We start from the raw sequence: 22,429 nt of genomic DNA, 5'->3' as shown, positions 1-22,429 counted from the left end.
GTAAATGAATGGTTGCCAAAATATTAATAGATGGTTAACCATCCATTAAAACAGTAGCGTAATTATTATTTTCGCGAAAGCTAATTAAGCGCAAAATGTAAAGCATCCAAAGTATGAAATTTTATTCATTCTTAGATTCTTTAGCCTTCATAGGTAGTGGTGTAAATGGCTAGACGCCTTTCGATCGCATTTGAATAGCGATCGCTCATCACCTCAATGCTAGCGTTGATTAAAATTTGATTATCAGGGGTTAAAACCCGCAAACCCGTTTCGGCATTCCCAACCTTGCCAAGTTTTTGCCACTCTTGAGAGAAATTTTCTCGGAGGTAGGATTCCCAATTTTCTTGTTGTTCTGGCACTACGGAAACTATAATTCGCGCACCACCTTCACCAAATAAAACTTCGTCCCAACGCGGTGCAGGTATCTCGCCAGCTAGATTATTTGCAGGTAATGCTAGGCTAATTTCTGCACCCAGTTTATCAGCAATGCAACACTCAGCCAAAGCAATTACCAAACCACCCTCAGCACAATCATGGGCTGAACGTACCCAACCTTGACGAATACCCTCACGGCAAACTTTTTGCACCCGCCGTTCCAAATCAAAGTCCACCCGTGGCGGTTTTCCAGCCACAGTGCCGTGGATAGTAGCTAAGTATTCCGAACCACCCAAAGTTAACTGTGAAGACGATCCACCCAACAAATAAATAACATCGCCTTCTGCTTGCCAAGCTTGACCGCATATTTTACTTAAATCGGCAATCAGTCCCACCATTCCCACAACAGGAGTAGGATAAATTGGTTGGGGATTGCCTTGAGAATCAAGAGTTTCGTTGTAAAGAGAGACATTACCACCAGTGACAGGGGTTGCCATTTCTCGACAACCTTCCGCCAAACCGCGACAAGCTTCTGCTAATTGCCAGTAACCAATGGGTTTTTCTGGACTGCCAAAATTGAGGTTATCAGTTACTGCCAAAGGTTCTGCACCCACACAGCTGAGATTGCGGGCTGCTTCTGCTACTACTGCCTTTGCCCCCTCGTAAGGATCAAGATAAACATACCGAGGATTGCAATCTACTGTTGCCGCTACACCGCGTTGGGAAGAAGACGCGGAGAGGGGGAGACGCGGTGACGCGGAGAGTATTTCATCTGTATTCCCCGTGTCCCCGTGTCCCCGTGTCCCCTTGTCCTCTTGATTCCCCGCGTCTGTGTGTCCCCGCGTCCCCGCGTCTTCTTTTTCCGCGTCTTCCAGGGGGCGCAAACGAATAACAGCAGCATCACCACCACCAGGTAACATCACCGTGTTGTTCTGTACCTGATGATCGTACTGACGATAAACCCAACGTTTAGAAGCGATAGTGGGAGTATCCAGCAAAGTCAACAGGATATCTTGCCAAGTATGCAAGCGTCCTTGAATTTCGATGCCGGCAGCTGTACATGGGGGAAGAGAATCCGGTGTCCATTCCCAAGCTTTACGCACATATTCTGGTGGTTCCGCCAATAATTCCCGCTGATACAGGGGCGTGTTTTCTGCCAATGCTGTCGCAGGGATTTCTGCTGCAACTTTACCCCGAAACAGAATCCGCACAACTGGTTCGGCAATAACCGTACCAGCAACAACGGCATGAAGTCCCCAACGATGGAAGATGTCGATTAATTCTTGTTCGCGTCCCTTTTGGGCTACAAACAGCATTCTTTCTTGAGATTCGGAAAGCAGATATTCATAAGGGATCATTCCCGTTTCTCGTACGGGAATCTTATCTAAATCAAACTCGATCCCCACACCGCCTTTTGCTGCCATTTCCGAGGTGGAACAGGTGATCCCCGCAGCACCCATATCTTGGGCGGCGACAACTACACCTGTTTTAAATGCCTCTAGACAAGCTTCTATTAGTGATTTTTCTAAGAAGGGATCGCCTACTTGCACTGCTGGGCGGTCATCTACTGACTCATCGCTAAGTTCCGCACTAGCGAAACTTGCACCTCCCATACCATCGCGTCCGGTGGTGGAACCGACATACAGCACTGGATTGCCGATGCCAGATGCCCCAGATTTGACGATTTCTGGCGTTTCCATCAATCCCAGTGCCATCACGTTGACTAAAGGATTGCCAGAGTAGGCGGGATCAAAGTAGACTTCGCCGCCAACGGTGGGAACCCCAACGCAATTACCATAATGGGCAATTCCTGCAACAACACCGCTAAAAAGTCTTTGGGTTTTGGCATCTTCTAAAGAACCGAAGCGGAGGGAATTTAAAACGGCTATGGGACGCGCACCCATTGTAAATATATCGCGGAGAATGCCTCCGACTCCTGTGGCAGCTCCTTGGAAGGGTTCAACTGCGGAGGGGTGGTTGTGAGATTCAATCTTAAAAGCAAGTCGCAGTCCATCGCCTAAGTCTACAACACCAGCATTTTCACCAGGGCCGACAAGAATGCGATCGCCTGTGGTAGGAAATTGTTTTAGTAAAGGGCGAGAATTTTTGTAACAGCAATGCTCTGACCACATTACCCCAAACATTCCCAGTTCAGCTTTGTTAGGATGACGCCCTAACCGCCGGACTATTTCTTGGTATTCTTCGAGTTTCAGACCTTCAGATGCAATTTCTTCAGGGGAAAAGGGAGGTTCGGACGTGGTGGTCATGAAAGTATGCACCAAGGGGACAAAGGTATATTTTACCGATTTCTGACCCATTTCCGTAAAAGACGTAACCCAGTTGTTACACCCAATTTTTGGCACTGTTCTAGGAACTTGATTACTTTGCTAGCAGTTAAGAATGGAAAAGTGGGGCTGAATTTGCATTCTAGATATTTTTGATCTTGCAGTTGGTAAAAACCCAGTGTGCTACCATCGTATCTCCAGACTTCGGGAACACCCAAATCTGCATAAATTTCCAAATGATTGAGGGAACTGTTGGTAATATCTATCTCTATCGCTAAATCTGGCGGTGGATCTTGAGTAAAATCTAGTTTACTTTTGCCTCTAACTAGCGCTTCATTTTGGATGTAATAGCATGAGCCTGGCTCCTTACCCACTCTCATATCTGGACGTTTAATAGTCATAGAGCCAGCCATTTCAATGTTAAGGTTTAATTCATCCACCAAAGCCACAATCATCGCCTCTATTCTTCTGTTAGACTTTTCGTGTTCGGGAAGCGGTGTCATGAATTCTAATTTTTCCTTGTAGTAAGTCAGTCTAGTGGAGCGGTTTTCTCCCATCTCTGCAAGCAGATTTTCAAACAGTTGCCAGCTGATGTTTTGTAGCATTACTCGTTGTTCGGCAGATGTTGATGTAGTGACCATAGGAATATCCTTGTGGCTATTAACGTCTAAGGTAGCCTATCGTTGCATATCATGGATTTCTATGGGTCAACAGTGATAGCGTTGCACAAACAACCAGATCAATTAATTTTCTATTTGTAATAAAAAATTCAATTCTTGGTGTCTTAGTGACTTAGTGGTTCATTCTACAGTTAAATCATTCCTTAAAGCCGTCAGCTACATTACCGTATTTTCACTGTTTCTTGAGAAAAAACTATTTCATAAAATGTTCATCAATTCAGAAAAATTTAAATACAAATCTGTGTTATACACAAATCGAGATCGGCAATCCAGTGATGAAAATCACAAATGTTCATGATTAAGATCCTATTCCTGCGATCGATAAATCGAGAGAATAAATCACAACTGAACTCTAGCCGAGTCATTAATAGGGAACACACTAATTGCCGACAGACTTCTTGCGAATGCTGTCGGCTTTTTGTTTGTGAATGGTCAGTAGTTAGTGGTTAGTGGTTAGTTGTCCACCACTATCTACTAACTACTAACCACTAACCAATAAAATTTCCCCACAGTCCGTTGGTAACTTGACAAAGATTCTGCCAAAGCCACTACTAACTGTAGGGAGTATGATGGTATTAAGAAATTACAATCAATTTCAGGTGCTATCTTGCACTCAATCCTAGTAAAGCGGAAGTTCGTGCAGAGATTACGTACTTACTTTGCATTAAGACATCGCTTGAATGATGTAGTCAAAGTAAGGAGCAGCTTCGGCTGCGTCTTCCGCATTCAGTAGATCGAGGGAGGCTTTTTTCAAACAGTTGATAGCTTCTACCATTCCAGGAACGGGAACGCCCAAGGAATTGTACATTTCTCGGACGCCAATCAAACCAATTTTTTCAATTGGTTCTTTGTCGCCAGCAAGTACGCCATAAGTAATTAGGCGCAAGTACCAGCCAAAATCACGGATACATAAAGCACGCTGACGTTCACCGTAAGCATTACCTCCTGGTGAGATAAAATCAGGACGCTTTTGCCAAAGTTGTTTGGTAGCTTCCTGAACTATCTTTTTTTCATTTTCAGTCAGGGTGTTGACAATGCGTACCCGCTGTTCGCCAGTTTGCAAAAAGTCTTTGATACTTTTGAGTTCGCCACTGCTAGGATAACGCAGTTCGTCGTCGGCTTTGAGAATAACGTTGCTTACTACAGTCATGATTTATCGAAATCACGAGATTTATTATTTGCTAGTTTAACGAGTCTTGTGGACACAAGTGAAGAGGGATGGGGAGATGGGGAGAGTGAGGGAGTGAGTATTGGGCATTGGGCATTGGGCATTGGGCATTGGGCATAGTTAACAACCACTAACTACTAACTACTAACCACTAACCCTCCGGGTACTCTACGAGAAGCCGCCCACAAGGGGCGTCTACGCCAGTCGCTCATGGGGGGGAACCCCCTTTGGAGCGCGCTGGCTCACCACTAACCACTAACCACTAACCACTAACTACTATCTACTAACAAATGACCAATGACAAAGGACAAATGACAGACACTATTTGGAAACAAGGTGAATTAATAGAACTTAATATTTCAGACACTAGCGATACGGGTGATGGTGTTGGACGATCGCATGAGCGGGTAGTATTTGTACCGGATACTGTGCCAGGCGATCGCGTTGTTGTTCGCTTGGTACACGTCAAACCGACCTATGCTCACGCTAAACTCAAGCAACTGTTGGAGCCATCCCCCCATCGTATTCGACCTAGTTGCATTGTGGCTGATAAATGTGGTGGTTGCCAGTGGCAGCATATAGATTATCAATATCAGTTAGAAGCTAAGCGCAATCAAGTTATTCAAGCTTTAGAACGCATTGGTGGTTTTGTGCAACCACCGGTAGACGCTGTTTTGCGAGCTCCTTCACCTTTGGGCTATCGTAACAAAGCCACCTATCCTGTGGGTGTATCAGCAACAGGAAATGTACAAGCAGGTTACTATCAAAAAGGTAGCCATCAATTAATTAATTTAAATCAATGTACAGTCCAAGATGCAAGATTAAATCCTTTATTAGCAGAAGTAAAACAAGATATCCAAAAGCGAAATTGGCAAGTTTATAAAGAACAGTTTCATAAAGGAGTAATACGTCATCTTGGGTTACGCATTGGTCGTCGCACTGGAGAAATGTTGCTGACTTTAATAGTAAAAGACTGGAATTTACCTGGAATTCAAGAGCAATCACAGGAGTGGTTGAACCGCTATCCAACTTTAGTAGGAGTTTGTTTAAACCGGAACCCAGAACGAACAAATGCCATTTTCGGTTCTGAAACTCGTTGTATTGCTGGTATTGGCTACCTGCGAGAAGAATTCGCAGGATTAGAATTCCAGGTGCGACCAGATACGTTTTTCCAAGTTTATACGGAAACGGCGGAGGCATTGTTACAGGTCATTCAATCAGAATTGAACCTGCAAGGAAATGAAGTGCTAGTTGATACCTATTGTGGTATTGGTACATTAACTTTGCCACTAGCAAAACAAGTACACCAAGCAATTGGCTTGGAAATACAACCGGAAGCAGTGCAACAGGCGATTTTGAACGCAAAACGCAATCAAATTAATAATGTGACTTTTATGACGGGTGCAGTAGAAAAGGTACTGCCACAACTGAAGATGAAGCCAGATATTGTTTTGCTAGACCCACCACGTAAAGGATGCGATCGCAAAGTTATAGAAACTTTATTAATATCTAAACCAACTTGTATAGTTTATGTCAGCTGTAAAGTAGCGACCCTAGCCCGCGATCTGAAATTACTTTGCGAAAATGGAGTGTATACTCTCATACGCGTACAGCCAGCTGATTTCTTTCCCCAAACTGCACATGTAGAAACAGCAGCCTTTCTTGTTTTATCAAGTTTGCATAAAGCTTAGATAAGTCCTTTACAAAAACTCAAATTTTAAATTTGTAGTCTAGCGCATAGTAAAAATGCTAAACTTGAATTAAGCTAAAAATATAATTCCATTTGTGCAAAAGAATAGAAGTTGCATGGGCTACTCTCAAACGTGAATTTGGGTTGTTTAAACTACAAATCGGCAAATAAAAGAGTATAGTGATGCTCTTTTACAAATACAAAGCATATTTTGAGTTGCTGACTGCTTGAGCAGATTCGTTTGAGCCGTTTTATATAAGAGCAGCCCAATATCATTAGGAGAGCCAACGCTCCCTAGCATTTTCAAAATTTAGTTCCAAAGACGTAAGTTTGAAGGCAACACGACCACCTCACAAAAAATCAGGGTGCCTGTGACAGCAAACTGATGTCTAGCTAACTCTGAAGCTGCGGGGTTTCTCTTGTGATCACCATTTCACTTCGTCCGGTTGGACGTAGTTGGGGTACTATTAGTTTTGCCTCAACTCTATATCTCTGCCCAATATTAGATTTACTCTTGGCAGAGATTCCAATACAAATGCAATCCGAACTGCGTCTAGGGCTTCAAGAAGCCTTAGTTAACGCAGCTAAACATGGCAATAATCTTGATCCCAGTAAAAAAGTTGTAGTGCGTTTTTCTTTAATAGATAATAAATATTGGTGGATAATATCAGATCAAGGCGGAGGCTTTACTCCTTCGTGTAGTTGTAGTATCGATCCAACAGAATTCCTGCCACCAGATGAATCAGAAAGCGGTCGTGGTTTATCGATTTTGCATCAGGTTTTTGACGAAGTTGAGTGGAATAGAAAAGGTACTGAGTTAAGGCTTTGCAAACAACTAGAGCAAAATCGACTTCGGATACCGCTATTGCGTAATTAGATAGTGGATAGTGGTTAGTGGATAGTGGATAGTAGTTAGTAGTTAGTAGTTAATTGTTTACCACTAACCACTAACTACTAACCACTAACTATTTTTTTGTCCGTGAGTAGGACACGGTGGCGCAGAAATAGAATGGTCTAACCAAGCTGTTGCTTGTTCTAATCGTGCTAGAGCTTCTTGTGGTTGTTCCTTCAGGAGGAACACAAGAGCTGCGGCTACTTGTTCGCTAGCGCGAACTTTGCGGTTAGACTTGAGGCGATGCCAATCATTTGGAGATATACTTAACCTCTCCATTAAAGCTTGGGCTAGTTCTAAAGTAGTAAATTCATTCAGTTGACTGTTGTTAGGTAGCTGTGTAGATTGAGACATACACTTTTGGCAAAGTCGCATTTACCTTTACTGTACTACTTTAAATGAAGCAGCCTCAAAAACCGTCAGAGCCATCAGATGAAGAAAATCAGGAATTTGATTTTGAACAAGAACTGTTGGAAGTTGAGCGATCGCTTGTGGCATTAAAAGAACGCTACAAACAAATACAACGCGATCGCCGCAAACAAATACAATTACAATACAAATTTAATGAACTTCATCAAAATAAACATCATACGCCAGAGATAAAAGCTGAATTGAGGCAAATTCAGCAGCAACTAGAAGTGCTAGAAGTTTGCTTAGAAAGTCAGTTGTTTTCTTGGCGCAGTTTCAAAGAACCTTTTTGGCAAGCTGTCCGTTTTGGCGGATTGGGCGTTATCATAGGCTGGATATTAAAATCTTGTGGTGGATAGAGACTAGGGACTGGGTACTAGGAATTGACCTGATCTCTAATTTCCAATCCTTAATTTAAAATTTAAAGTCTAAAATTTTAAAAATGCCGCACTCTAACTTTTATGCTCGGATACAGATATGGTAAATCTAAGGATTGCTGAAATATTACGAGATGGTCAGCCTGATGAGTCACTCAAGGTACAAGGTTGGGTTCGCACAAAACGTGAATTAAAAGATTTTGCTTTTATTGAAGTAAATGATGGCTCATCTTTGGCTAACTTACAAATAGTAATTAATCAAGATTTGCCAGACTATGAAGCGATCTTGAAAAAGCTGAATACAGGTGCTTCCGTAGAAGTATCTGGGGTACTTGTAGCTTCCCCAGCCAAAGGACAGCGCGTAGAATTGAAAGCAAATAGCGTCAAAGTTTACGGAGAAGCCGATCCCGAAACTTATCCTCTGCAAAAGAAACGCCATTCCTTTGAGTTTCTGCGAACTATTGGACATTTGCGATCGCGCACCAATTCCTTTGGTGCAGTTTTCCGCGTCCGTAATGCTTGTGCTACAGCCATACACCAATTCTTCCAAGAACGCGGCTTTATGTGGGTACACACTCCCATCATTACCGCCAGTGACTGCGAAGGTGCAGGAGAACTTTTCAGCGTCACCAGTTTAGATTTAAAAAACATTCCCCGCACAGAAACCCAAACAGTAGATTATAGTAAAGACTTCTTTGCGAGACCCACATACCTAACAGTTAGCGGTCAACTAGAAGCAGAAATCATGGCGATGGCTTTTACCAACGTCTACACCTTTGGTCCTACCTTCCGCGCCGAAAACTCCAATACTTCCCGCCACTTAGCAGAATTTTGGATGGTCGAACCAGAAATGGCATTTTGCGACCTCCAAGGAGATATGGATTTAGCTGAGGAATTCCTCAAATATATTTTTAAATATGTACTGGAAAAATGCCCAGAAGACATGGAATTTTTTAACCAGCGCATTGATAGTACTGTGTTAGCAACCGCAGATCATATAATCAACAATCAATTTGAACGTATCACTTATACAGATGCCATCAAACTTTTAGAAAAAGCCGATGTCAAGTTTGAATATCCAGTCAATTGGGGCTTAGATTTACAATCAGAACACGAGCGCTACCTTTGTGAACAACAGTTTAAAAAACCAGTTATCGTCACAGACTACCCAGCGCAAATCAAAGCCTTTTATATGCGCTTAAACGACGATGAAAAAACCGTCCGCGCAATGGATATCCTTGCGCCGAAAATCGGCGAAATTATCGGTGGTTCACAACGGGAAGAACGCCTAGAAGTACTCGAAAAGCGAATAGAAGCGCAAGGGATGAAGCAAGAAGATTTATGGTGGTATCTTGATTTGCGTCGCTATGGTACTGTTCCCCACGCTGGTTTTGGACTAGGTTTTGAACGCCTCATACAATTTATGACGGGAATGGGAAATATCCGCGATGTGATTCCTTTTCCACGTACGCCAGAAAATGCTGAATTTTAGTCATTAGTCATTTGTAGTTAGGTAGGTTGGGTTGAGAAACCCAACATTTTTTATATTTTTTCTTAGTGTCTTGGTGTCTTGGTGGTTAAAAAAAATCTTGAACCACTAAGGCACCAAGACACCAAGTATTTTTTGCCTTCTGCCTTTGTGTTTTTGTCACTGCCAGTGTAATATTATATTTCTAAGTCCCGTAAGCCGATGGAGAAACCGGGATTTCAGAGGAGAAGATTTTATGGGGCTGTGGCAGTGGCTAACACAGCGAAAAAGATTGGTGTCGCTGTTCTTGCTGGGCTTGGGTTTGAGCTTAGCAGTTGCATCTTGTTCAGCGTCCAAAGCTCAAAATCCCGATGTAGAGATAACGCTGGTTTCTTATGCTGTCACCCGACCAGCATTCAAGAAAATTATCCCCCAATTCGTGCAAGAGTGGAAAAAGCAACACAATCAAAGAGTATTGTTTAACGAAAGCTATGGGGGTTCTGGCGCTCAAACCCGTGCCGTCATTGATGGCTTAGATGCGGATGTGGTGAATTTGGCGCTGGCGTTGGACATTAAAAAAATAGAAAAAGCAGGGTTAATTCAAGCAGGATGGGAGAAAAAAGCACCGAATAATGCGATCGCCACTAAATCCGTTGCAGCCCTAGTAACCCGTAAAGATAATCCCAAACAAATCAAGACGTGGGCAGACTTGACAAAAGAGGGAGTAAATGTGATCACGGCTAACCCCAAAACTTCTGGAGTAGCGCGTTGGAATTTTTTGGCTTTATGGGGTTCACAAAAAGAAACTGGGGCTTCTGATGCCCAAGCCCTAGAATTTACCAGCAAAGTCTATAAAAACACGCCCGTGTTACCCAGAGATTCCCGTGAAGCTAGCGACGTCTTTTTCAACCAAGGTCAGGGTGATGTTTTAATCAACTACGAAAACGAAATCATCTTGGCTGGATTGAGAGGTAAAAAAAGTCCCTATATAGTTCCGCAAGTGAATATTTCGATTGAGAATCCCGTGGCTGTCGTAGATAAAAACGTTGAAAAACACGGCAATCGAGAAGTAGCCGAAGCCTTTGTGAAATATCTTTTTACTTCAGCAGCACAGCGAGAATTTGCCAAAGTCGGATTTCGACCCGTAGACGCCACAGTTGCCCAAGAACTTGCTAATCAGTTTCCTCCAGTCAAAACCCTATTTACAGTTCAAGAATTGGGCGGATGGGATCTGGTGCAAAAACAATTCTTTGCCGATGGGGCTGCATTTGATGAAATTCAGGCAAACCTTAAGTAAGAGGAGGGGGAGATGGGAGGAGTGGGCATCGGGCATTGGGCATTGGGAATTGGGCATTGGGAATTGGAAATAACCAGCAACCAACCAACAACCAACAACCAACAACCAACAACCAACAACCACCAACCACTAACCACTAACTACTAACTCTTGACTCTTGACTAAATGACTATATCCGAAATCCAAAATCCAAAATCTAAAATTCAAACTTCAAAATTCAATATCCCTAAAATATCTTGGCCTTGGCGAATAACCATTGGTTATCTCACCATTATGCTGTTGATACCAATGGCGGCGCTACTATTGCAAGCAAGCATGGTTGGGCCAGTAGAATTCTTTCAAATTGCTACTAGTCCAGTAGCTCTTTCAGCATACGACGTTACATTTATTACAGCTTTGTTGGCAGCTGCCCTCAATGCACTATTTGGTACGTTAGTGGCTTGGGTATTGGTAAGATACGACTTTCCGCTGAAGCGGTTTATTGATGCAGCGATTGATTTACCGTTTGCCTTACCGACTTCGGTAGCGGGACTTACTTTAGCCACAGTATATAGCGAAAATGGCTGGATTGGTTCATTACTTGCACCTTTGGGAATTAAAGTTGCTTTTACTCGCTTAGGTGTAGGTGTAGCGATGCTATTTATTTCCCTTCCGTTTGTGGTGCGGACTTTACAACCAGTGTTGCAAGAAATGGAACGGGACATTGAAGAGGCGGCTTGGAGTTTGGGGGCATCAAAATTTCAAACTTTCTGGAGAGTAGTTTTACCCCCTCTGTTCCCAGCCCTACTGACAGGGGTAGCACTGGGCTTTTCTCGTGCTGTTGGAGAATACGGTTCGATTGTGATTGTTGCCTCAAATATTCCTTTTAAGGATTTGATTGCATCGGTGCTCATTTTCCAACGATTAGAACAATATGACTACGCTGGTGCAACCGTGATTGGTACAGTGCTTTTGGGTATTTCGCTGTTGCTGTTGTTGGTTATTAACCTATTGCAAGCTTGGGGAAGACGTTATCAAAGGTAATATTGTCATTTGTCATTTGTCATTTGTTGTTTGGCTAATACTAATAACTCATGACCAATGACCAATGACTAATGACTAATGACTAATGACTATGAAAGCTAAGCACATAAATCAAGAATCTCGTTGGGTAAAGGTAGTTTTAATTGCAGTAGCTGTTATTTACCTTGCCCTTGTCCTATTCATCCCAGCAATAAATGTCTTTGTCCAAGCTTTCCAGGGTGGAATTGCAGCTGTTTGGGGCTATCTGACAACAGATGAATTTATTCACGCTGCACAGCTAACTCTATTGATAGCCTTGATTGTGGTGCCGCTAAATGCCGTATTTGGACTATGTGCTGCCTGGGTTATAGCCCGCCATAAGTTCCCCGGTCGCGCCTTGGTAATTAGTATTTTAGATATTCCCTTTTCCATTTCACCAGTCGTTGCTGGTTTGATGATGGTTTTGCTCTATGGGCGTCATGGCTGGTTAGGGCCGATTTTGGAAAACACAAATTTCAAGGTGATATTTGCTTTACCAGGAATGATTATCGCCACAGCATTTGTTACTATGCCTTTTGTCGCTCGTGAAGTTATTCCTGTCTTAGAAGAAGCTGGTTCCGATCAAGAAGAAGCTGCGAAGACTCTAGGCGCTGGTGATTGGCAAACTTTCTGGCATGTTACCTTACCCAATATCCGCTGGGGTCTGCTTTATGGGTTGATTTTAACCAACGCTAGAGCGATGGGTGAATTTGGGGCTGTATCTGTGGTCTCTGGCAACATTATCCGTAAAACTCAAACCTTACCTCTGTACATTGAAGAGGCTTACAAGCAGTATGAAACCCAAACAGCATTTGCTGCTGCTGTCTTGCTTGCTTGTTTGGGATTAGTGACGCTGGTTTTGAAAGAAATTGTGGAACGTAAAACCCGCATCAAAGAAGTTGATTAGGGAATAAAAATTATGAATTATGAAATTTTCAGCATTCAGCATTCATAATTCTCACCCATCCCATCTAGTCGAACATCTTCCCAAGAAAGTGCATGAGGAGCAGTAATTTCGCGAGAAAAGACGACAAGATGGCTGCTTTGAGTTGGACTAAAAACGAAGGCTACCCAGATTGCCAACGCTGACCCAAAACAAGAGTAGTTTAGTTAAGAGTTTCGAGTTATGAGTTTGGAATGGAGACTAACTAACTCATAACTCAACACTCATGGCTCAGTATTTTAGTCTATGCCATTTGATTTTCGATCGCCCATCGTGCTAGTTCTGTACGGTTGTGAAGATTGGTTTTACCCAACATATTAGATACATGGCTTTCAACCGTACGCTGACTAACATTCAATTCTTCAGCTATTTCGCGGTTAGCTAAGCCCCTAGCCACAAACTGTACAACTTTCAGTTCTGTTGGGGTTAACTGCACGTCGAAAGGAACTTGAATGCGGGAACCGTTATCTCCTCCTTTGGCTTGGTGTTCTTTCCAGCGAATGGTTTGCTTGAGAGAAGATTCTACCTGCGCCACCAATTCTTCTGGTTCAAAGGGCTTGACCATGTATACATCAGCACCTTTATTTAGTCCTTTCACTCGGTCTGCGCTTTGTCCCTTGGCCGAGAGAAACAGAACGGGAATCCAGCTGGTGCGTTCGTTTTGCCGGACTTGTTCCACAAATGTATATCCGTCCATTTCCGGCATCATCACATCGCAGATGATCATATCTGGTACATCCTGCTCCAAAATTTCCAGAGCTTCTCGACCATTTTCGGCGGTGATGACTTCGTATCCCCGGAATTCTAAGTAGTCCTTCACCAGCAAGATGAGGTTAGGGTCATCATCAATGAGTAGAAGTCGTTTGTGATCTTTCATGCTGGGTTCTTTCATAGCAGTGGCACTTGTCGCGCTTAGATCCATAAGGGCCTTGTATAGCGATCGGTTTTGGTGGATGATTGTGGTGTTGTGCTTTTTCCCACTTAACTTGCCTTTGCTTCGTGAATCTCTCAAAAGTGATAATCACTCTAGAGCAACTACTATACCAATGGCAAAAGTCCAGTAAGGATACGTAGAGCAGTAGTATTTATAATGCGTTATTATATATCGCTTTGAAAGGAGCGGGCAAAAAACTTCAATAGAATAATAATCGTTTAGATTATCAAACTTTAGTAAACCAAAGATGCTCCTAGTAAACAATTAACCCGCACTTCTCATAGCTTACCGCTGTACCATATCCTTAAGTTTTACGCTTCTATCAATTGTCTACAAGAAACCGAGGAAGTTTCTGACAAACGATGGACTAGAAAAGCATACTCTTCTACAATCTTGTTTCCAGTTAAGTGTTCTTGAATGATCCGCTCAATGACTTCCGGGGTTGCTTGGCGATACCAGACACCATCCGGGTAAACCACCATTATCGGCCCAGAGCAACAAACTCGCAAGCAGTTGGCTTTGGTTCTGAATATGCAACTTGGACGATATTCTTGGGGAAAATCTAGTTCTAGTTCTCAAGAGCCGCTTTTTCAAGTATTCCCACGCTTCCAAACTTGCTTGTTTTGAGCAACATTTAGGCAGTGTCTGGTCAGCACAGATAAAAACGTGTCGCTGAATTTTTTTAAGTCCTAAAGTTTCTATAGATTTACTTAGGGCTTTATTTTCAGGTGGTGGAGTATTGTTTCTTGTTTCTAGGCTGGACTCGATCACTCTATTTTTACCCATTTTGTGCTCTCTGATTTCTGTTCTATAACAATTTCCAAGCTTTGCAAATAAAGTTGACCATATACAACTATTCGTTACTTACAGAAAAAAACCTGAAAACCCAAGCATATTGAGTATTTTTACTTATACAAGTCAATAGTCAATAGTCAATAGTCAATAGTCATTAGTCAATAGTCATTGGTCATTTGTTATTGGTTGTTTCTTCTATTCCCCCACTCTCCCACTCCCCCTTTCCTCTTCAAGAGTTCGGAAACCCGTACAAGCTCAAATGTTGCCATGAGACACTGCCTTTCGCTAAATTAGCACTCAGGAGTTGAGAGTGCTAACAAGGCACGAAATTCGTATGGCAGCTGTATCTCTAAGCGTTTCTACAGTTAAACCTTTAGGCGATCGCGTTTTTGTGAAAGTGAGCGCCTCTGAAGAAAAGACCGCTGGTGGTCTGTATTTGCCCGACACCGCTAAAGAAAAGCCCCAAGTCGGCGAAGTAGTTGCTATTGGTGATGGCAAAGTCAAAGATGACGGTTCTCGTCAGCCAATGGATGTGAAAGTAGGGGACAAAGTTCTCTACTCCAAGTACGCTGGTACCGACATCAAGCTGGGAACCGACGAATATGTCTTGCTTTCTGAAAAAGACATTTTAGCGATCGTTTCTTAGTCATTGGTCATTAGTCATTAGTCATTGGTCGTTAGTACAAATGACAAATAGCGTAATGACACCAAGATAAATTAACGAATGACAAAGGACTACTAAGAAATTATGGCAAAGCGCATTATCTACAACGAAAACGCTCGTCGCGCCCTGGAAAGAGGCATGGATATCCTGGCTGAGGCTGTAGCTGTTACCCTCGGCCCTAAAGGTCGTAACGTCGTACTAGAGAAGAAATTTGGCGCACCTCAAATCATCAATGATGGTGTGACTATTGCTAAAGAAATTGAATTAGAAGACCACGTCGAGAATACTGGCGTTTCTTTGATTCGTCAGGCTGCTTCCAAGACTAACGATGCTGCTGGTGATGGAACTACCACTGCAACCGTTTTGGCGCACGCAATGGTCAAAGAAGGCTTGCGGAACGTTGCTGCTGGTGCGAATGCTATTTTGCTGAAGCGCGGTATTGATAAAGCTACTCACTTCCTTGTAGATAAGATTGCCGAACACGCACGTCCCGTCGAAGATTCCAAAGCCATTGCTCAAGTTGGTGCTATCTCAGCCGGTAACGACGAAGAAGTCGGTAAGATGATTGCTGAAGCAATGGACAAGGTGGGTAAAGAAGGTGTTATTTCCCTGGAAGAAGGGAAATCCATGACCACCGAGTTGGAAATCACCGAAGGGATGCGCTTTGACAAGGGCTATATCTCTCCCTATTTCGCAACCGATACTGAGCGGATGGAGGCAATTTTCGATGAGCCTTTCTTGCTGCTCACCGATAAGAAAATTGCTCTGGTACAAGACCTCGTACCCGTCCTTGAGCAAGTAGCTCGTGCCGGTCGTCCTTTGGTGATTATCGCCGAAGATATCGAAAAAGAAGCTTTGGCAACCTTGGTTGTTAACCGCTTGCGTGGTGTGCTGAATGTAGCTGCTGTGAAAGCTCCTGGATTTGGCGATCGCCGTAAAGCCATGCTAGAAGACATCGCTATCCTCACTGGTGGTCAACTAATCACCGAAGATGCCGGTCTGAAGCTCGAAAACGCTAAGCTAGATAGCCTGGGTAAGGCTCGCCGCATCACCATAACCAAAGACAACACCACCATTGTTGCTGAAGGTAACGATCAAGCCGTTAAGGCTCGTTGCGAACAAATTCGCCGTCAAATGGAAGAAACCGAATCTTCCTATGACAAAGAAAAGCTGCAAGAGCGTCTGGCTAAATTGTCTGGTGGTGTAGCAGTGGTTAAAGTTGGTGCTGCAACCGAAACCGAAATGAAAGACAAGAAGCTGCGCTTGGAAGACGCTATCAACGCTACCAAAGCTGCCGTAGAAGAAGGTATCGTACCTGGTGGTGGTACAACTCTGGCTCACCTCGGACCTCAGTTGGAAGAGTGGGCAAATGGCAACCTCAAGGGTGAAGAGTTGACTGGTGCATTGATTGTTGCTCGCGCCTTAGCTGCTCCCCTGAAGCGCATTGCTGAAAACGCCGGTCAGAATGGTGCTGTTATTGCTGAGCGCGTCAAAGAGAAGTCCTTCGATGTCGGCTACGATGCAGCTAAGAACGAGTTCACCGATTTGTTCGCTGCTGGTATCGTTGATCCTGCCAAAGTGACTCGTTCTGCACTACAAAACGCAGCTTCCATCGCTGGTATGGTCTTGACCACCGAGTGTATTGTTGTTGACAAGCCTGAGCCTAAGGATAATGCACCTGCTGGTGCTGGCGCTGGCATGGGCGGCGACTTCGATTACTAATACTACTCTGTAGTTACATAAACTTTAAAAACAGCTGCTTCCCTTATGGAGGCTGCTGTTTTTTGTTTTAAACGGTATACAAATTACCAATGGGACTTTAGAAATTTGGGCATATATCTGAAACCCTTGCTCGATAGTGAGAATAGACCTATGAGATACTTAGTCTCAAATGCAGTTAAATAATGTAAAATACATACCTATTTTGAATTCAAGCCTATTTTGATATTAAATTTTTTTCTTTTGAAGACTACTACCTGATATCAAATTAAACTTTATAGGAAAATTAGTTTTCATTTTTAATCTCAAGAAGTACTCAATTTCTGGTTGCCATTTATTATATTGTTTCAGATAGTTATCTGTATTAATTCCAAGATTAATAGCAATAAATTCCCAATCAATAATTATTGATTTGCTAAGTTTATCAATATGAAAATCGGTTATTTTAGCTATCGGATTTTTACGAGATAAATCATTAGGAAATAACAAATATATAACTAAACAGTCTAAGTATAATTTTAAATTTAAAAAATTGTCATAAAATAGGGGCAAAGCATCGCTCTCAGTATCAAGTAAATCATGAATAGCTGAACTTAATCCTTTTTCTTTAAAATGTTGTTGTGGCAGTGCATATGATTTTAGATTTGACTTGACACGACTATGAATATTTCTGTCTACTTCCTGTGAAAAAGTGGATAACCAAGGAGTTTCAAGAATAATCTGCTTTACTTTTTGGCAAATATCAGCAGGTCTAATTTGAGCTAGAGCAGTATTTAAATCATGAGGTAAGGAATCAAAACATTTATAGATGCTGTAATGAATTAACTGCTCCAACAAGCTTTTGCTAGATGGTACACATAAGTAATCTATAGCTTCGCAAGCAATTAACTTTTGAAGTAATAAGCTATTGTCATAATTTTTCTCAGCTATATAACGGCATTCACGTATTAAAATATCCTTATTATCACAAAAATAATCGCATAATTTTTGTGTTATATCTTCTAATTTTATGATATTGATTTTATGTCTAATAATTTTAATTGTCGTGTAGAAATCGAGATAGTTCATTGCGAGCAGACTTAAAAAGTATTTGTGGAATAGTTTTCGCCTTTGACCTTTCCCTTCAAAAGTTAAACTACTCCAATCTTGACTATAGCCTGTAACTCTTAATGAGCATTCTCTATCACTTTCATCAACAGCTTTATGATGAGCAAAATGAGCTTTTTTTTCGTTTCCGTTTCTTAAATGAACATCTCTATTGCATTCCAGACAAACCAGCCCCTCCTCTAGGTAAAAGGAGTAATCTGCATCATCAGCACAAACAATCCTACCACCATCTAATATAGACTTTGCATAATACATACAACTGAACCATAAGATGATGTTTAAATTAATACAGATTATCATCAAGTTCAAGTACCTATGTTCAGAGTAGATACGGAATTTTGCCAATTTAAACAGAATTTATTCGTCAATTTTTATCAAGGTTTACGGCTTAACTTAAATAGTAGATTTAAATAGCGCGATCGCACTCTTCCAATTCTCTGTGCGTCCTCTCTTACGTTTGCGGTTTATTACCTCACACCCATGACAACCAACCCCGAAACACCTCTACACACACTCAACCCCCTGACTCGCTTCTCCGACAGAGTTGATGATTATGTAAAATACCGACCAAGTTACCCAGCCGCAGCAATTGATAAAATCTTGGAAGGATTAGCACCTCCCTCTCAACTCGTCGCAGCAGATATAGGTGCTGGTACAGGAATTTCTTCACGGTTGTTGGCGGAACGCGGTGTTAGTGTAATTGCTATTGAACCAAACACGGCGATGAGAGAAGCAGCTGAACCTCATCCTTTAGTCGAATTTCGAGATGGAACAGCAGAAGTTACTAACCTAAGCGACGCATCTGTTGATTTAGTAACCTGTTTTCAAGCCTTTCACTGGTTCAACCCTGAGCCAACTTTATCGGAGTTTCGCCGTATTCTTAAACCATCGGGACGGTTAGCTGTGGTGTGGAATAACCGCGACAAAGAAGATGCTTTAACTGCGGAATATAACCGCTTGGTACGTGCAGCATCGAATCATCACCCAGCAGAGTCACGGATGAAGACGGTGGAACCACTGTTAGGGACGAAGCATTTTGTTAATGTTCGTGAGTATACGTTTGTTTATCGGCACGAATTAGACTTAACTGGACTTATCGGCCGTGCAACAAGTGCTTCCTACGTCCCGCGTGCAGGAGAAGCATACGAACAACTGATTTCGAGTTTGCAAGAATTGTATCAGCGCTTTTGCGATGAGCGTGCTTTTGTTTACATGGTTTATCGTACCAGCGTACACCTGGCAGAGCCAATAAAAAATTAAAACTTAAAAATGGGAATTATAAAAAGTAGGGAGTGTTAGCTTGCTGTAACACATCGCTATCTCAGGGTCAATTACACTGCGTTAATGCACTCTACAAGTTTATAAGTTTATGGTTGATGATAATTATCACATTTTAAAATGGCGAAACCACAGTATGAAGGATATTGTGAAAATACTCCTACAAAATTAGTTCGAGAAAAGTTTGGAGATATCAATGTTTATGACCAAAATATAAAAGCTCTGTTGACAAAAGCAACTGGTTTCATCGCTGCTTATGATTTTACTCTGAATCCTTATCGGGGTTGTCAATACGGATGCAGTTATTGCTATGCCGCAGCATTTAGTCCTAATACAAAAATGCGTCAAGACTGGGGCAAATGGGTAATTTTCAAAGAAAATGCAGCAGAAATTTTAGAGAAAGAATTGGAAAGCTGGTACAAGAAAAATCCCAAACAGTCTCCTAAAATTTACATGAGCAGTGTTACTGATCCTTATCAACCAATTGAGTCTAAATATCAGTTGACTCGCAGGTTGTTGGGAATTATGCTTGATTTTTTTCCGACTCCAACGCTGGTAATTCAAACTCGTAGCCCAATTATCACCCGAGATATTGATTATTTACAAAGGTTTCAGCGGTTAAGAATTAATATGAGCATTCCCACTGGTAGTGAATCGGTGAGAAGAGATTTTGAACCGCAATCGCCGAGTATTAAAGCCAGAATCAATGCGGTTAAAAAAATTAAACAAAGCATTGATCCTTTTAAAGGTTTTATTCCCAAAATCTCTATTACGATTACGCCTCTACTCCCTACATTATCAGATGAAGAAGTCATTTTTATTGAAAAGCTCAGGATTGCCGATCGAGTTGTAATTCAGGATTTTCACCCTAGTCATAATCGTTCTCTTGTAGCATCAACTCGGCAAGAAGCTGAAGAAATTAAGCGTAAATACGCTTGGTGGTACGATGATGAAAACATAAACTATATGAAATTTAAGAAAAAGTTAATTTCTATACTTGAAGGTGTAGAAATCAAGGAAGGTAAAGAGGGATTTAGTTATGAGTAATCCTATTTTGAATTGGTGGCGAAGTCAGCAGTTCAAGTCAGCACTTATCAAGGGAGATACCCGACTTGCTGTGCAAATTTTGCAAGATATTCAAAAATCAGGGGCAAAATTTTCATGGTTAGAAAGACTATTTAGAGATAAAATTCAGGTTGAACGTTATTCGCAACAATATAAAAAAGAGGCAGATAATTTAAGTGGGAAACTCAACGAAGCATTACAGCGACTAGAAAATTTAAATGTCGAAATCGCTTATGAACAGCAAAATAATCTTATATTAAAGAGAGACCAAGAATTTATTAAATATGTATACAAACAATTTAATTTAATACAGCATGATGAAAACAAACTGCAATGCACGGGTATCGTTCAACAGATATTTGATGATTTTGAAGCAAAATTAGTTGAATATCTCAAAGAAGAATTTAGTAAGATACCCGAGAAGCAGCTCATAGTTAAGTTAGAAGATGCTTTGGAAGATATTAATCATTTAAAGAATGGACAAGACCCAGACTATCGTTTTAGTTTGACGCCCCATGTCTACTTTATGAAGTATTTTTTAGAAAATGTATATTGTCTTTATTTAGCTTGGTTTATTATCTATGAAGCAGGCTTACTACCAACTAAAATTAACATCCTTGATATTGCAGCAGGACCAGGAACAGTTGCTTATGGTCTAGCTTTATTTTTACAAAGTACAAGCGGCTTTTTCTGTATTCCACAAATGCATATATCTTAACTATTCGTTAGAAAAGCAAGTTGCATTCCAGTTTCGAGGTTTACAATTTTGGCGAAAATATATAGAATCTCAGAAAAGTTTGGTAAATGCTTTCTTTCGTTTTGTGACTGACGACATATTTACTTGGAATTATAATTCAAGTAATATACCGGAAGGGTTTTTTGATTTTATCGTAATTTCCCACTGTTTCTTTTCAGATCCGATAAAAAGAATTCAAGCAAACAGTATTTATAAGCAAATATTTGCTGCTAGCCTGAAGCCCCAAGGTTATGTACTGCTCATTGTACAAGACAAAAAGTTATTCAAAATCTACGATGCTTACCAAGTTGAAGACCACAATCAAGAAAAAAAGCTTGTGAGTAAATTTGTTACAGAGCTTGGATTGGATTTAGTATCTTATAAATATCTTACATCTACAAGTTTAAGAACACCACTTGGAAGTGCTGAATTCGGAAAATTTGCACTAGATAAATTGCCTAAGCAATTACATATGAGACCAATGATTAAGAAGTATCTAGCTCAGAAGAATCAGTTACATTATACTCTAGATGATTATGTCATATTAGCCAAAAAAGCTCATATTTAATCATAAAAAATAGTCAATAATCTCACTTGTGAATCAATCGTGTAACTCTCAAACAACAGCAAAACCCGTAAACGGCTGGCATGGCAAACTTAATCTAGTATATGCCCATAGCCAAAGTGGAACGCAGCTAATTTTTAATCGCAATCAAGCACCGCTGAAGGTGCAACGCCCATTTTACCCAGAGGGGCAGGAAGTTTGTCATAGCGTAATTTTACATACTGCTGGGGGTGTGGTGGGAGGCGATCGCCTTTCTTATCACCTCCACCTCCAACCCAACGCCCAAGCCTTAATTACAACAGCTGCTGCTGGAAAGATATATCGCAGTAACGGCACGACTGCAAGACAAACTATCGAGATAAAAGTTGATGCAGGTGCTTGTTTGGAGTGGATACCGCAAGAAACAATAGTCTTTAACAGTGCGTTGTATCGGCAAGATTTACGAGTAGAATTAACTACCGGAGCTAGCTATTTAAGCTGGGAAATTACTAGGTTTGGTCGCAGTGCTAGGGGAGAGAAATTTTTGCAGGGAGAGTGGCGCAGTAATACTGAAATTTGGCAGCAAGGTAAACCTTTGTGGATAGATAGACAATGGGTTCCTGGTAGTGAAGAAATTTTCTACAGTCCCCACGGCTTGGCAGGACAACCAGTAGTGGGTAGTTTAGTTTGGGTAGGAAGTGCTGTTTCTGTGGAAATCATTGAGAAAGCAAGGAATATTTGGCAACCTATCCCCCCTTCGCCCTCTCTTCCCCTCCCCCTCTCTTCCCAAATAGGCGTTACTCGTTTAGAACATGGATTTTTGTGTCGATATCGTGGTTCTTCTACTGCTGAGGTGAGACACTGGTTTATCGGTGTTTGGCAGTTATTACGCATGTCTTTTTTAAATCGTGGTAACTGCATACCTAGAGTTTGGCAGATTTAGTGGACTCACCAAGTCACCAA

The 22,429-nt window shown here is 41.7% G+C and carries 22 protein-coding genes; 15 read left to right on the top strand and 7 right to left on the bottom strand.

The features are described 5' to 3' along the window. Window positions 1–140: 140 nt before the first annotated feature. From purL to FIS9605_RS0116325, 3 genes are all read right to left on the bottom strand, one after another. Window positions 141–2,642: a phosphoribosylformylglycinamidine synthase subunit PurL gene (purL, locus tag FIS9605_RS0116335; protein WP_026733555.1), complete on the bottom strand. Its 2,502-nt coding sequence runs from the start codon at window positions 2,640–2,642 to the stop codon at window positions 141–143. 32 nt (window positions 2,643–2,674) lie between these two features. Next, the gene (locus tag FIS9605_RS0116330; RefSeq protein WP_026733554.1) at window positions 2,675–3,301 is read right to left on the bottom strand and encodes a Uma2 family endonuclease; all 627 of its coding nucleotides are present in this window, start codon (window positions 3,299–3,301) and stop codon (window positions 2,675–2,677) included. A 703-nt stretch (window positions 3,302–4,004) separates the two neighbouring features. Next, the gene (locus FIS9605_RS0116325) at window positions 4,005–4,490 is read right to left on the bottom strand and encodes an allophycocyanin subunit alpha-B (RefSeq protein WP_026733553.1); all 486 of its coding nucleotides are present in this window, start codon (window positions 4,488–4,490) and stop codon (window positions 4,005–4,007) included. Window positions 4,491–4,819: 329 nt separating this feature from the next. On the opposite strand from FIS9605_RS0116325, the gene rlmD reads away from it, so the two are divergent. Both rlmD and FIS9605_RS0116315 read left to right on the top strand, forming a co-directional pair. Continuing rightward, on the top strand, window positions 4,820–6,199 hold the full coding sequence (rlmD, locus tag FIS9605_RS0116320) for a 23S rRNA (uracil(1939)-C(5))-methyltransferase RlmD (protein WP_026733552.1): 1,380 nt from the start codon (window positions 4,820–4,822) through the stop codon (window positions 6,197–6,199). A 420-nt stretch (window positions 6,200–6,619) separates the two neighbouring features. Further along, window positions 6,620–7,075 carry an ATP-binding protein gene (locus tag FIS9605_RS0116315; RefSeq protein ID WP_026733551.1) on the top strand — a complete coding sequence of 152 codons (456 nt, stop codon included), beginning with the start codon at window positions 6,620–6,622 and terminating at the stop codon, window positions 7,073–7,075. 84 nt (window positions 7,076–7,159) lie between these two features. On the opposite strand, the gene FIS9605_RS0116310 is transcribed toward FIS9605_RS0116315, so the two are convergent. Then, window positions 7,160–7,444 carry a DUF6439 family protein gene (locus FIS9605_RS0116310; protein WP_026733550.1) on the bottom strand — a complete coding sequence of 95 codons (285 nt, stop codon included), beginning with the start codon at window positions 7,442–7,444 and terminating at the stop codon, window positions 7,160–7,162. Between the two features lie 44 nt (window positions 7,445–7,488). Between FIS9605_RS0116310 and FIS9605_RS0116305 the strand changes: the two genes are divergently transcribed. From FIS9605_RS0116305 to cysW, 6 genes are all read left to right on the top strand, one after another. Continuing rightward, window positions 7,489–7,857: a hypothetical protein gene (locus FIS9605_RS0116305; RefSeq protein WP_026733549.1), complete on the top strand. Its 369-nt coding sequence runs from the start codon at window positions 7,489–7,491 to the stop codon at window positions 7,855–7,857. A gap of 118 nt (window positions 7,858–7,975) precedes the next feature. Then, window positions 7,976–9,367 (top strand): asparagine--tRNA ligase, encoded by a 1,392-nt coding sequence (gene asnS, locus FIS9605_RS0116300; protein ID WP_026733548.1) that lies wholly within the window; start codon window positions 7,976–7,978, stop codon window positions 9,365–9,367. Between the two features lie 232 nt (window positions 9,368–9,599). Continuing rightward, window positions 9,600–10,640: a sulfate ABC transporter substrate-binding protein gene (locus tag FIS9605_RS0116295; protein WP_026733547.1), complete on the top strand. Its 1,041-nt coding sequence runs from the start codon at window positions 9,600–9,602 to the stop codon at window positions 10,638–10,640. Between the two features lie 12 nt (window positions 10,641–10,652). Further along, complete coding sequence (locus FIS9605_RS46125) at window positions 10,653–10,787, top strand: hypothetical protein (RefSeq protein ID WP_269321050.1); 135 nt, start codon at window positions 10,653–10,655, stop codon at window positions 10,785–10,787. Window positions 10,788–10,805: 18 nt separating this feature from the next. Continuing rightward, complete coding sequence (gene cysT / locus FIS9605_RS0116280; RefSeq protein ID WP_026733546.1) at window positions 10,806–11,663, top strand: sulfate ABC transporter permease subunit CysT; 858 nt, start codon at window positions 10,806–10,808, stop codon at window positions 11,661–11,663. An 85-nt stretch (window positions 11,664–11,748) separates the two neighbouring features. Further along, window positions 11,749–12,588: a sulfate ABC transporter permease subunit CysW gene (cysW, locus tag FIS9605_RS0116275; protein ID WP_026733545.1), complete on the top strand. Its 840-nt coding sequence runs from the start codon at window positions 11,749–11,751 to the stop codon at window positions 12,586–12,588. A 280-nt stretch (window positions 12,589–12,868) separates the two neighbouring features. Here the strand turns inward: cysW and FIS9605_RS0116270 are convergent, their stop codons facing one another. Together FIS9605_RS0116270 and FIS9605_RS45300 are read right to left on the bottom strand one after the other, a co-directional pair. Continuing rightward, window positions 12,869–13,546, bottom strand: coding sequence for a response regulator transcription factor (locus FIS9605_RS0116270; RefSeq protein WP_026733544.1), 678 nt, complete (start codon window positions 13,544–13,546; stop codon window positions 12,869–12,871). A gap of 323 nt (window positions 13,547–13,869) precedes the next feature. Next, complete coding sequence (locus FIS9605_RS45300) at window positions 13,870–14,040, bottom strand: (2Fe-2S) ferredoxin domain-containing protein (protein ID WP_231510382.1); 171 nt, start codon at window positions 14,038–14,040, stop codon at window positions 13,870–13,872. Window positions 14,041–14,687: 647 nt separating this feature from the next. Between FIS9605_RS45300 and groES the strand changes: the two genes are divergently transcribed. Together groES and groL are read left to right on the top strand one after the other, a co-directional pair. Next, window positions 14,688–14,999: a co-chaperone GroES gene (gene groES, locus FIS9605_RS0116260; protein WP_026733543.1), complete on the top strand. Its 312-nt coding sequence runs from the start codon at window positions 14,688–14,690 to the stop codon at window positions 14,997–14,999. A 102-nt stretch (window positions 15,000–15,101) separates the two neighbouring features. Continuing rightward, window positions 15,102–16,739 (top strand): chaperonin GroEL, encoded by a 1,638-nt coding sequence (gene groL / locus FIS9605_RS0116255; RefSeq protein ID WP_026733542.1) that lies wholly within the window; start codon window positions 15,102–15,104, stop codon window positions 16,737–16,739. 225 nt (window positions 16,740–16,964) lie between these two features. On the opposite strand, the gene FIS9605_RS0116250 is transcribed toward groL, so the two are convergent. Continuing rightward, window positions 16,965–18,098 (bottom strand): competence protein CoiA family protein, encoded by a 1,134-nt coding sequence (locus tag FIS9605_RS0116250; RefSeq protein WP_026733541.1) that lies wholly within the window; start codon window positions 18,096–18,098, stop codon window positions 16,965–16,967. A gap of 225 nt (window positions 18,099–18,323) precedes the next feature. On the opposite strand from FIS9605_RS0116250, the gene FIS9605_RS0116245 reads away from it, so the two are divergent. The 5 genes from FIS9605_RS0116245 to FIS9605_RS0116230 all read left to right on the top strand — a co-directional run bounded on the left by FIS9605_RS0116245 (window position 18,324) and on the right by FIS9605_RS0116230 (window position 22,409). Next, the gene (locus FIS9605_RS0116245) at window positions 18,324–19,103 is read left to right on the top strand and encodes a class I SAM-dependent methyltransferase (RefSeq protein ID WP_026733540.1); all 780 of its coding nucleotides are present in this window, start codon (window positions 18,324–18,326) and stop codon (window positions 19,101–19,103) included. A 138-nt stretch (window positions 19,104–19,241) separates the two neighbouring features. After that, window positions 19,242–20,168: an SPL family radical SAM protein gene (locus FIS9605_RS0116240; protein WP_026733539.1), complete on the top strand. Its 927-nt coding sequence runs from the start codon at window positions 19,242–19,244 to the stop codon at window positions 20,166–20,168. Continuing rightward, the gene (locus tag FIS9605_RS45295; RefSeq protein ID WP_231510381.1) at window positions 20,161–20,904 is read left to right on the top strand and encodes a hypothetical protein; all 744 of its coding nucleotides are present in this window, start codon (window positions 20,161–20,163) and stop codon (window positions 20,902–20,904) included. The genes FIS9605_RS0116240 and FIS9605_RS45295 overlap by 8 nt, the downstream gene beginning before the upstream one ends. 103 nt (window positions 20,905–21,007) lie before the next feature. After that, window positions 21,008–21,490 (top strand): class I SAM-dependent methyltransferase, encoded by a 483-nt coding sequence (locus tag FIS9605_RS45290; RefSeq protein WP_231510380.1) that lies wholly within the window; start codon window positions 21,008–21,010, stop codon window positions 21,488–21,490. 28 nt (window positions 21,491–21,518) lie between these two features. Next, a complete protein-coding gene (locus FIS9605_RS0116230) occupies window positions 21,519–22,409 on the top strand; it encodes an urease accessory protein UreD (RefSeq protein ID WP_026733538.1) in 891 nt (296 codons plus the stop codon). Window positions 22,410–22,429: the final 20 nt, after the last annotated feature.

It is taken from the genome of Fischerella sp. PCC 9605, assembly GCF_000517105.1.
Classification (GTDB): domain Bacteria; phylum Cyanobacteriota; class Cyanobacteriia; order Cyanobacteriales; family Nostocaceae; genus PCC9605.
Note: the sequence above shows the minus strand (reverse complement) of the source record. Positions and strands in the feature narration are given on the sequence as shown.

What these genes read in the sequence shown, in the direction of transcription:
- FIS9605_RS46125 (WP_269321050.1), top strand. Translation starts at nt 10,653, where the DNA reads ATGGGAGGAGTGGGCATCGGGCATTGGGCATTGGGAATTGGGCATTGG.
- FIS9605_RS0116270 (WP_026733544.1), bottom strand. Translation starts at nt 13,546, where the DNA reads ATGGATCTAAGCGCGACAAGTGCCACTGCTATGAAAGAACCCAGCATG.
- FIS9605_RS0116310 (WP_026733550.1), bottom strand. Translation starts at nt 7,444, where the DNA reads ATGTCTCAATCTACACAGCTACCTAACAACAGTCAACTGAATGAATTT.
- asnS (WP_026733548.1), top strand. Translation starts at nt 7,976, where the DNA reads ATGGTAAATCTAAGGATTGCTGAAATATTACGAGATGGTCAGCCTGAT.
- cysW (WP_026733545.1), top strand. Translation starts at nt 11,749, where the DNA reads ATGACTATGAAAGCTAAGCACATAAATCAAGAATCTCGTTGGGTAAAG.
- rlmD (WP_026733552.1), top strand. Translation starts at nt 4,820, where the DNA reads ATGACAGACACTATTTGGAAACAAGGTGAATTAATAGAACTTAATATT.
- groES (WP_026733543.1), top strand. Translation starts at nt 14,688, where the DNA reads ATGGCAGCTGTATCTCTAAGCGTTTCTACAGTTAAACCTTTAGGCGAT.
- FIS9605_RS0116295 (WP_026733547.1), top strand. Translation starts at nt 9,600, where the DNA reads ATGGGGCTGTGGCAGTGGCTAACACAGCGAAAAAGATTGGTGTCGCTG.
- FIS9605_RS45300 (WP_231510382.1), bottom strand. Translation starts at nt 14,040, where the DNA reads ATGGTGGTTTACCCGGATGGTGTCTGGTATCGCCAAGCAACCCCGGAA.
- FIS9605_RS0116240 (WP_026733539.1), top strand. Translation starts at nt 19,242, where the DNA reads ATGGCGAAACCACAGTATGAAGGATATTGTGAAAATACTCCTACAAAA.
- FIS9605_RS0116330 (WP_026733554.1), bottom strand. Translation starts at nt 3,301, where the DNA reads ATGGTCACTACATCAACATCTGCCGAACAACGAGTAATGCTACAAAAC.
- cysT (WP_026733546.1), top strand. Translation starts at nt 10,806, where the DNA reads ATGACTATATCCGAAATCCAAAATCCAAAATCTAAAATTCAAACTTCA.
- FIS9605_RS0116250 (WP_026733541.1), bottom strand. Translation starts at nt 18,098, where the DNA reads ATGTATTATGCAAAGTCTATATTAGATGGTGGTAGGATTGTTTGTGCT.
- groL (WP_026733542.1), top strand. Translation starts at nt 15,102, where the DNA reads ATGGCAAAGCGCATTATCTACAACGAAAACGCTCGTCGCGCCCTGGAA.
- FIS9605_RS0116325 (WP_026733553.1), bottom strand. Translation starts at nt 4,490, where the DNA reads ATGACTGTAGTAAGCAACGTTATTCTCAAAGCCGACGACGAACTGCGT.
- FIS9605_RS0116305 (WP_026733549.1), top strand. Translation starts at nt 7,489, where the DNA reads ATGAAGCAGCCTCAAAAACCGTCAGAGCCATCAGATGAAGAAAATCAG.
- FIS9605_RS0116245 (WP_026733540.1), top strand. Translation starts at nt 18,324, where the DNA reads ATGACAACCAACCCCGAAACACCTCTACACACACTCAACCCCCTGACT.
- FIS9605_RS45295 (WP_231510381.1), top strand. Translation starts at nt 20,161, where the DNA reads ATGAGTAATCCTATTTTGAATTGGTGGCGAAGTCAGCAGTTCAAGTCA.
- purL (WP_026733555.1), bottom strand. Translation starts at nt 2,642, where the DNA reads ATGACCACCACGTCCGAACCTCCCTTTTCCCCTGAAGAAATTGCATCT.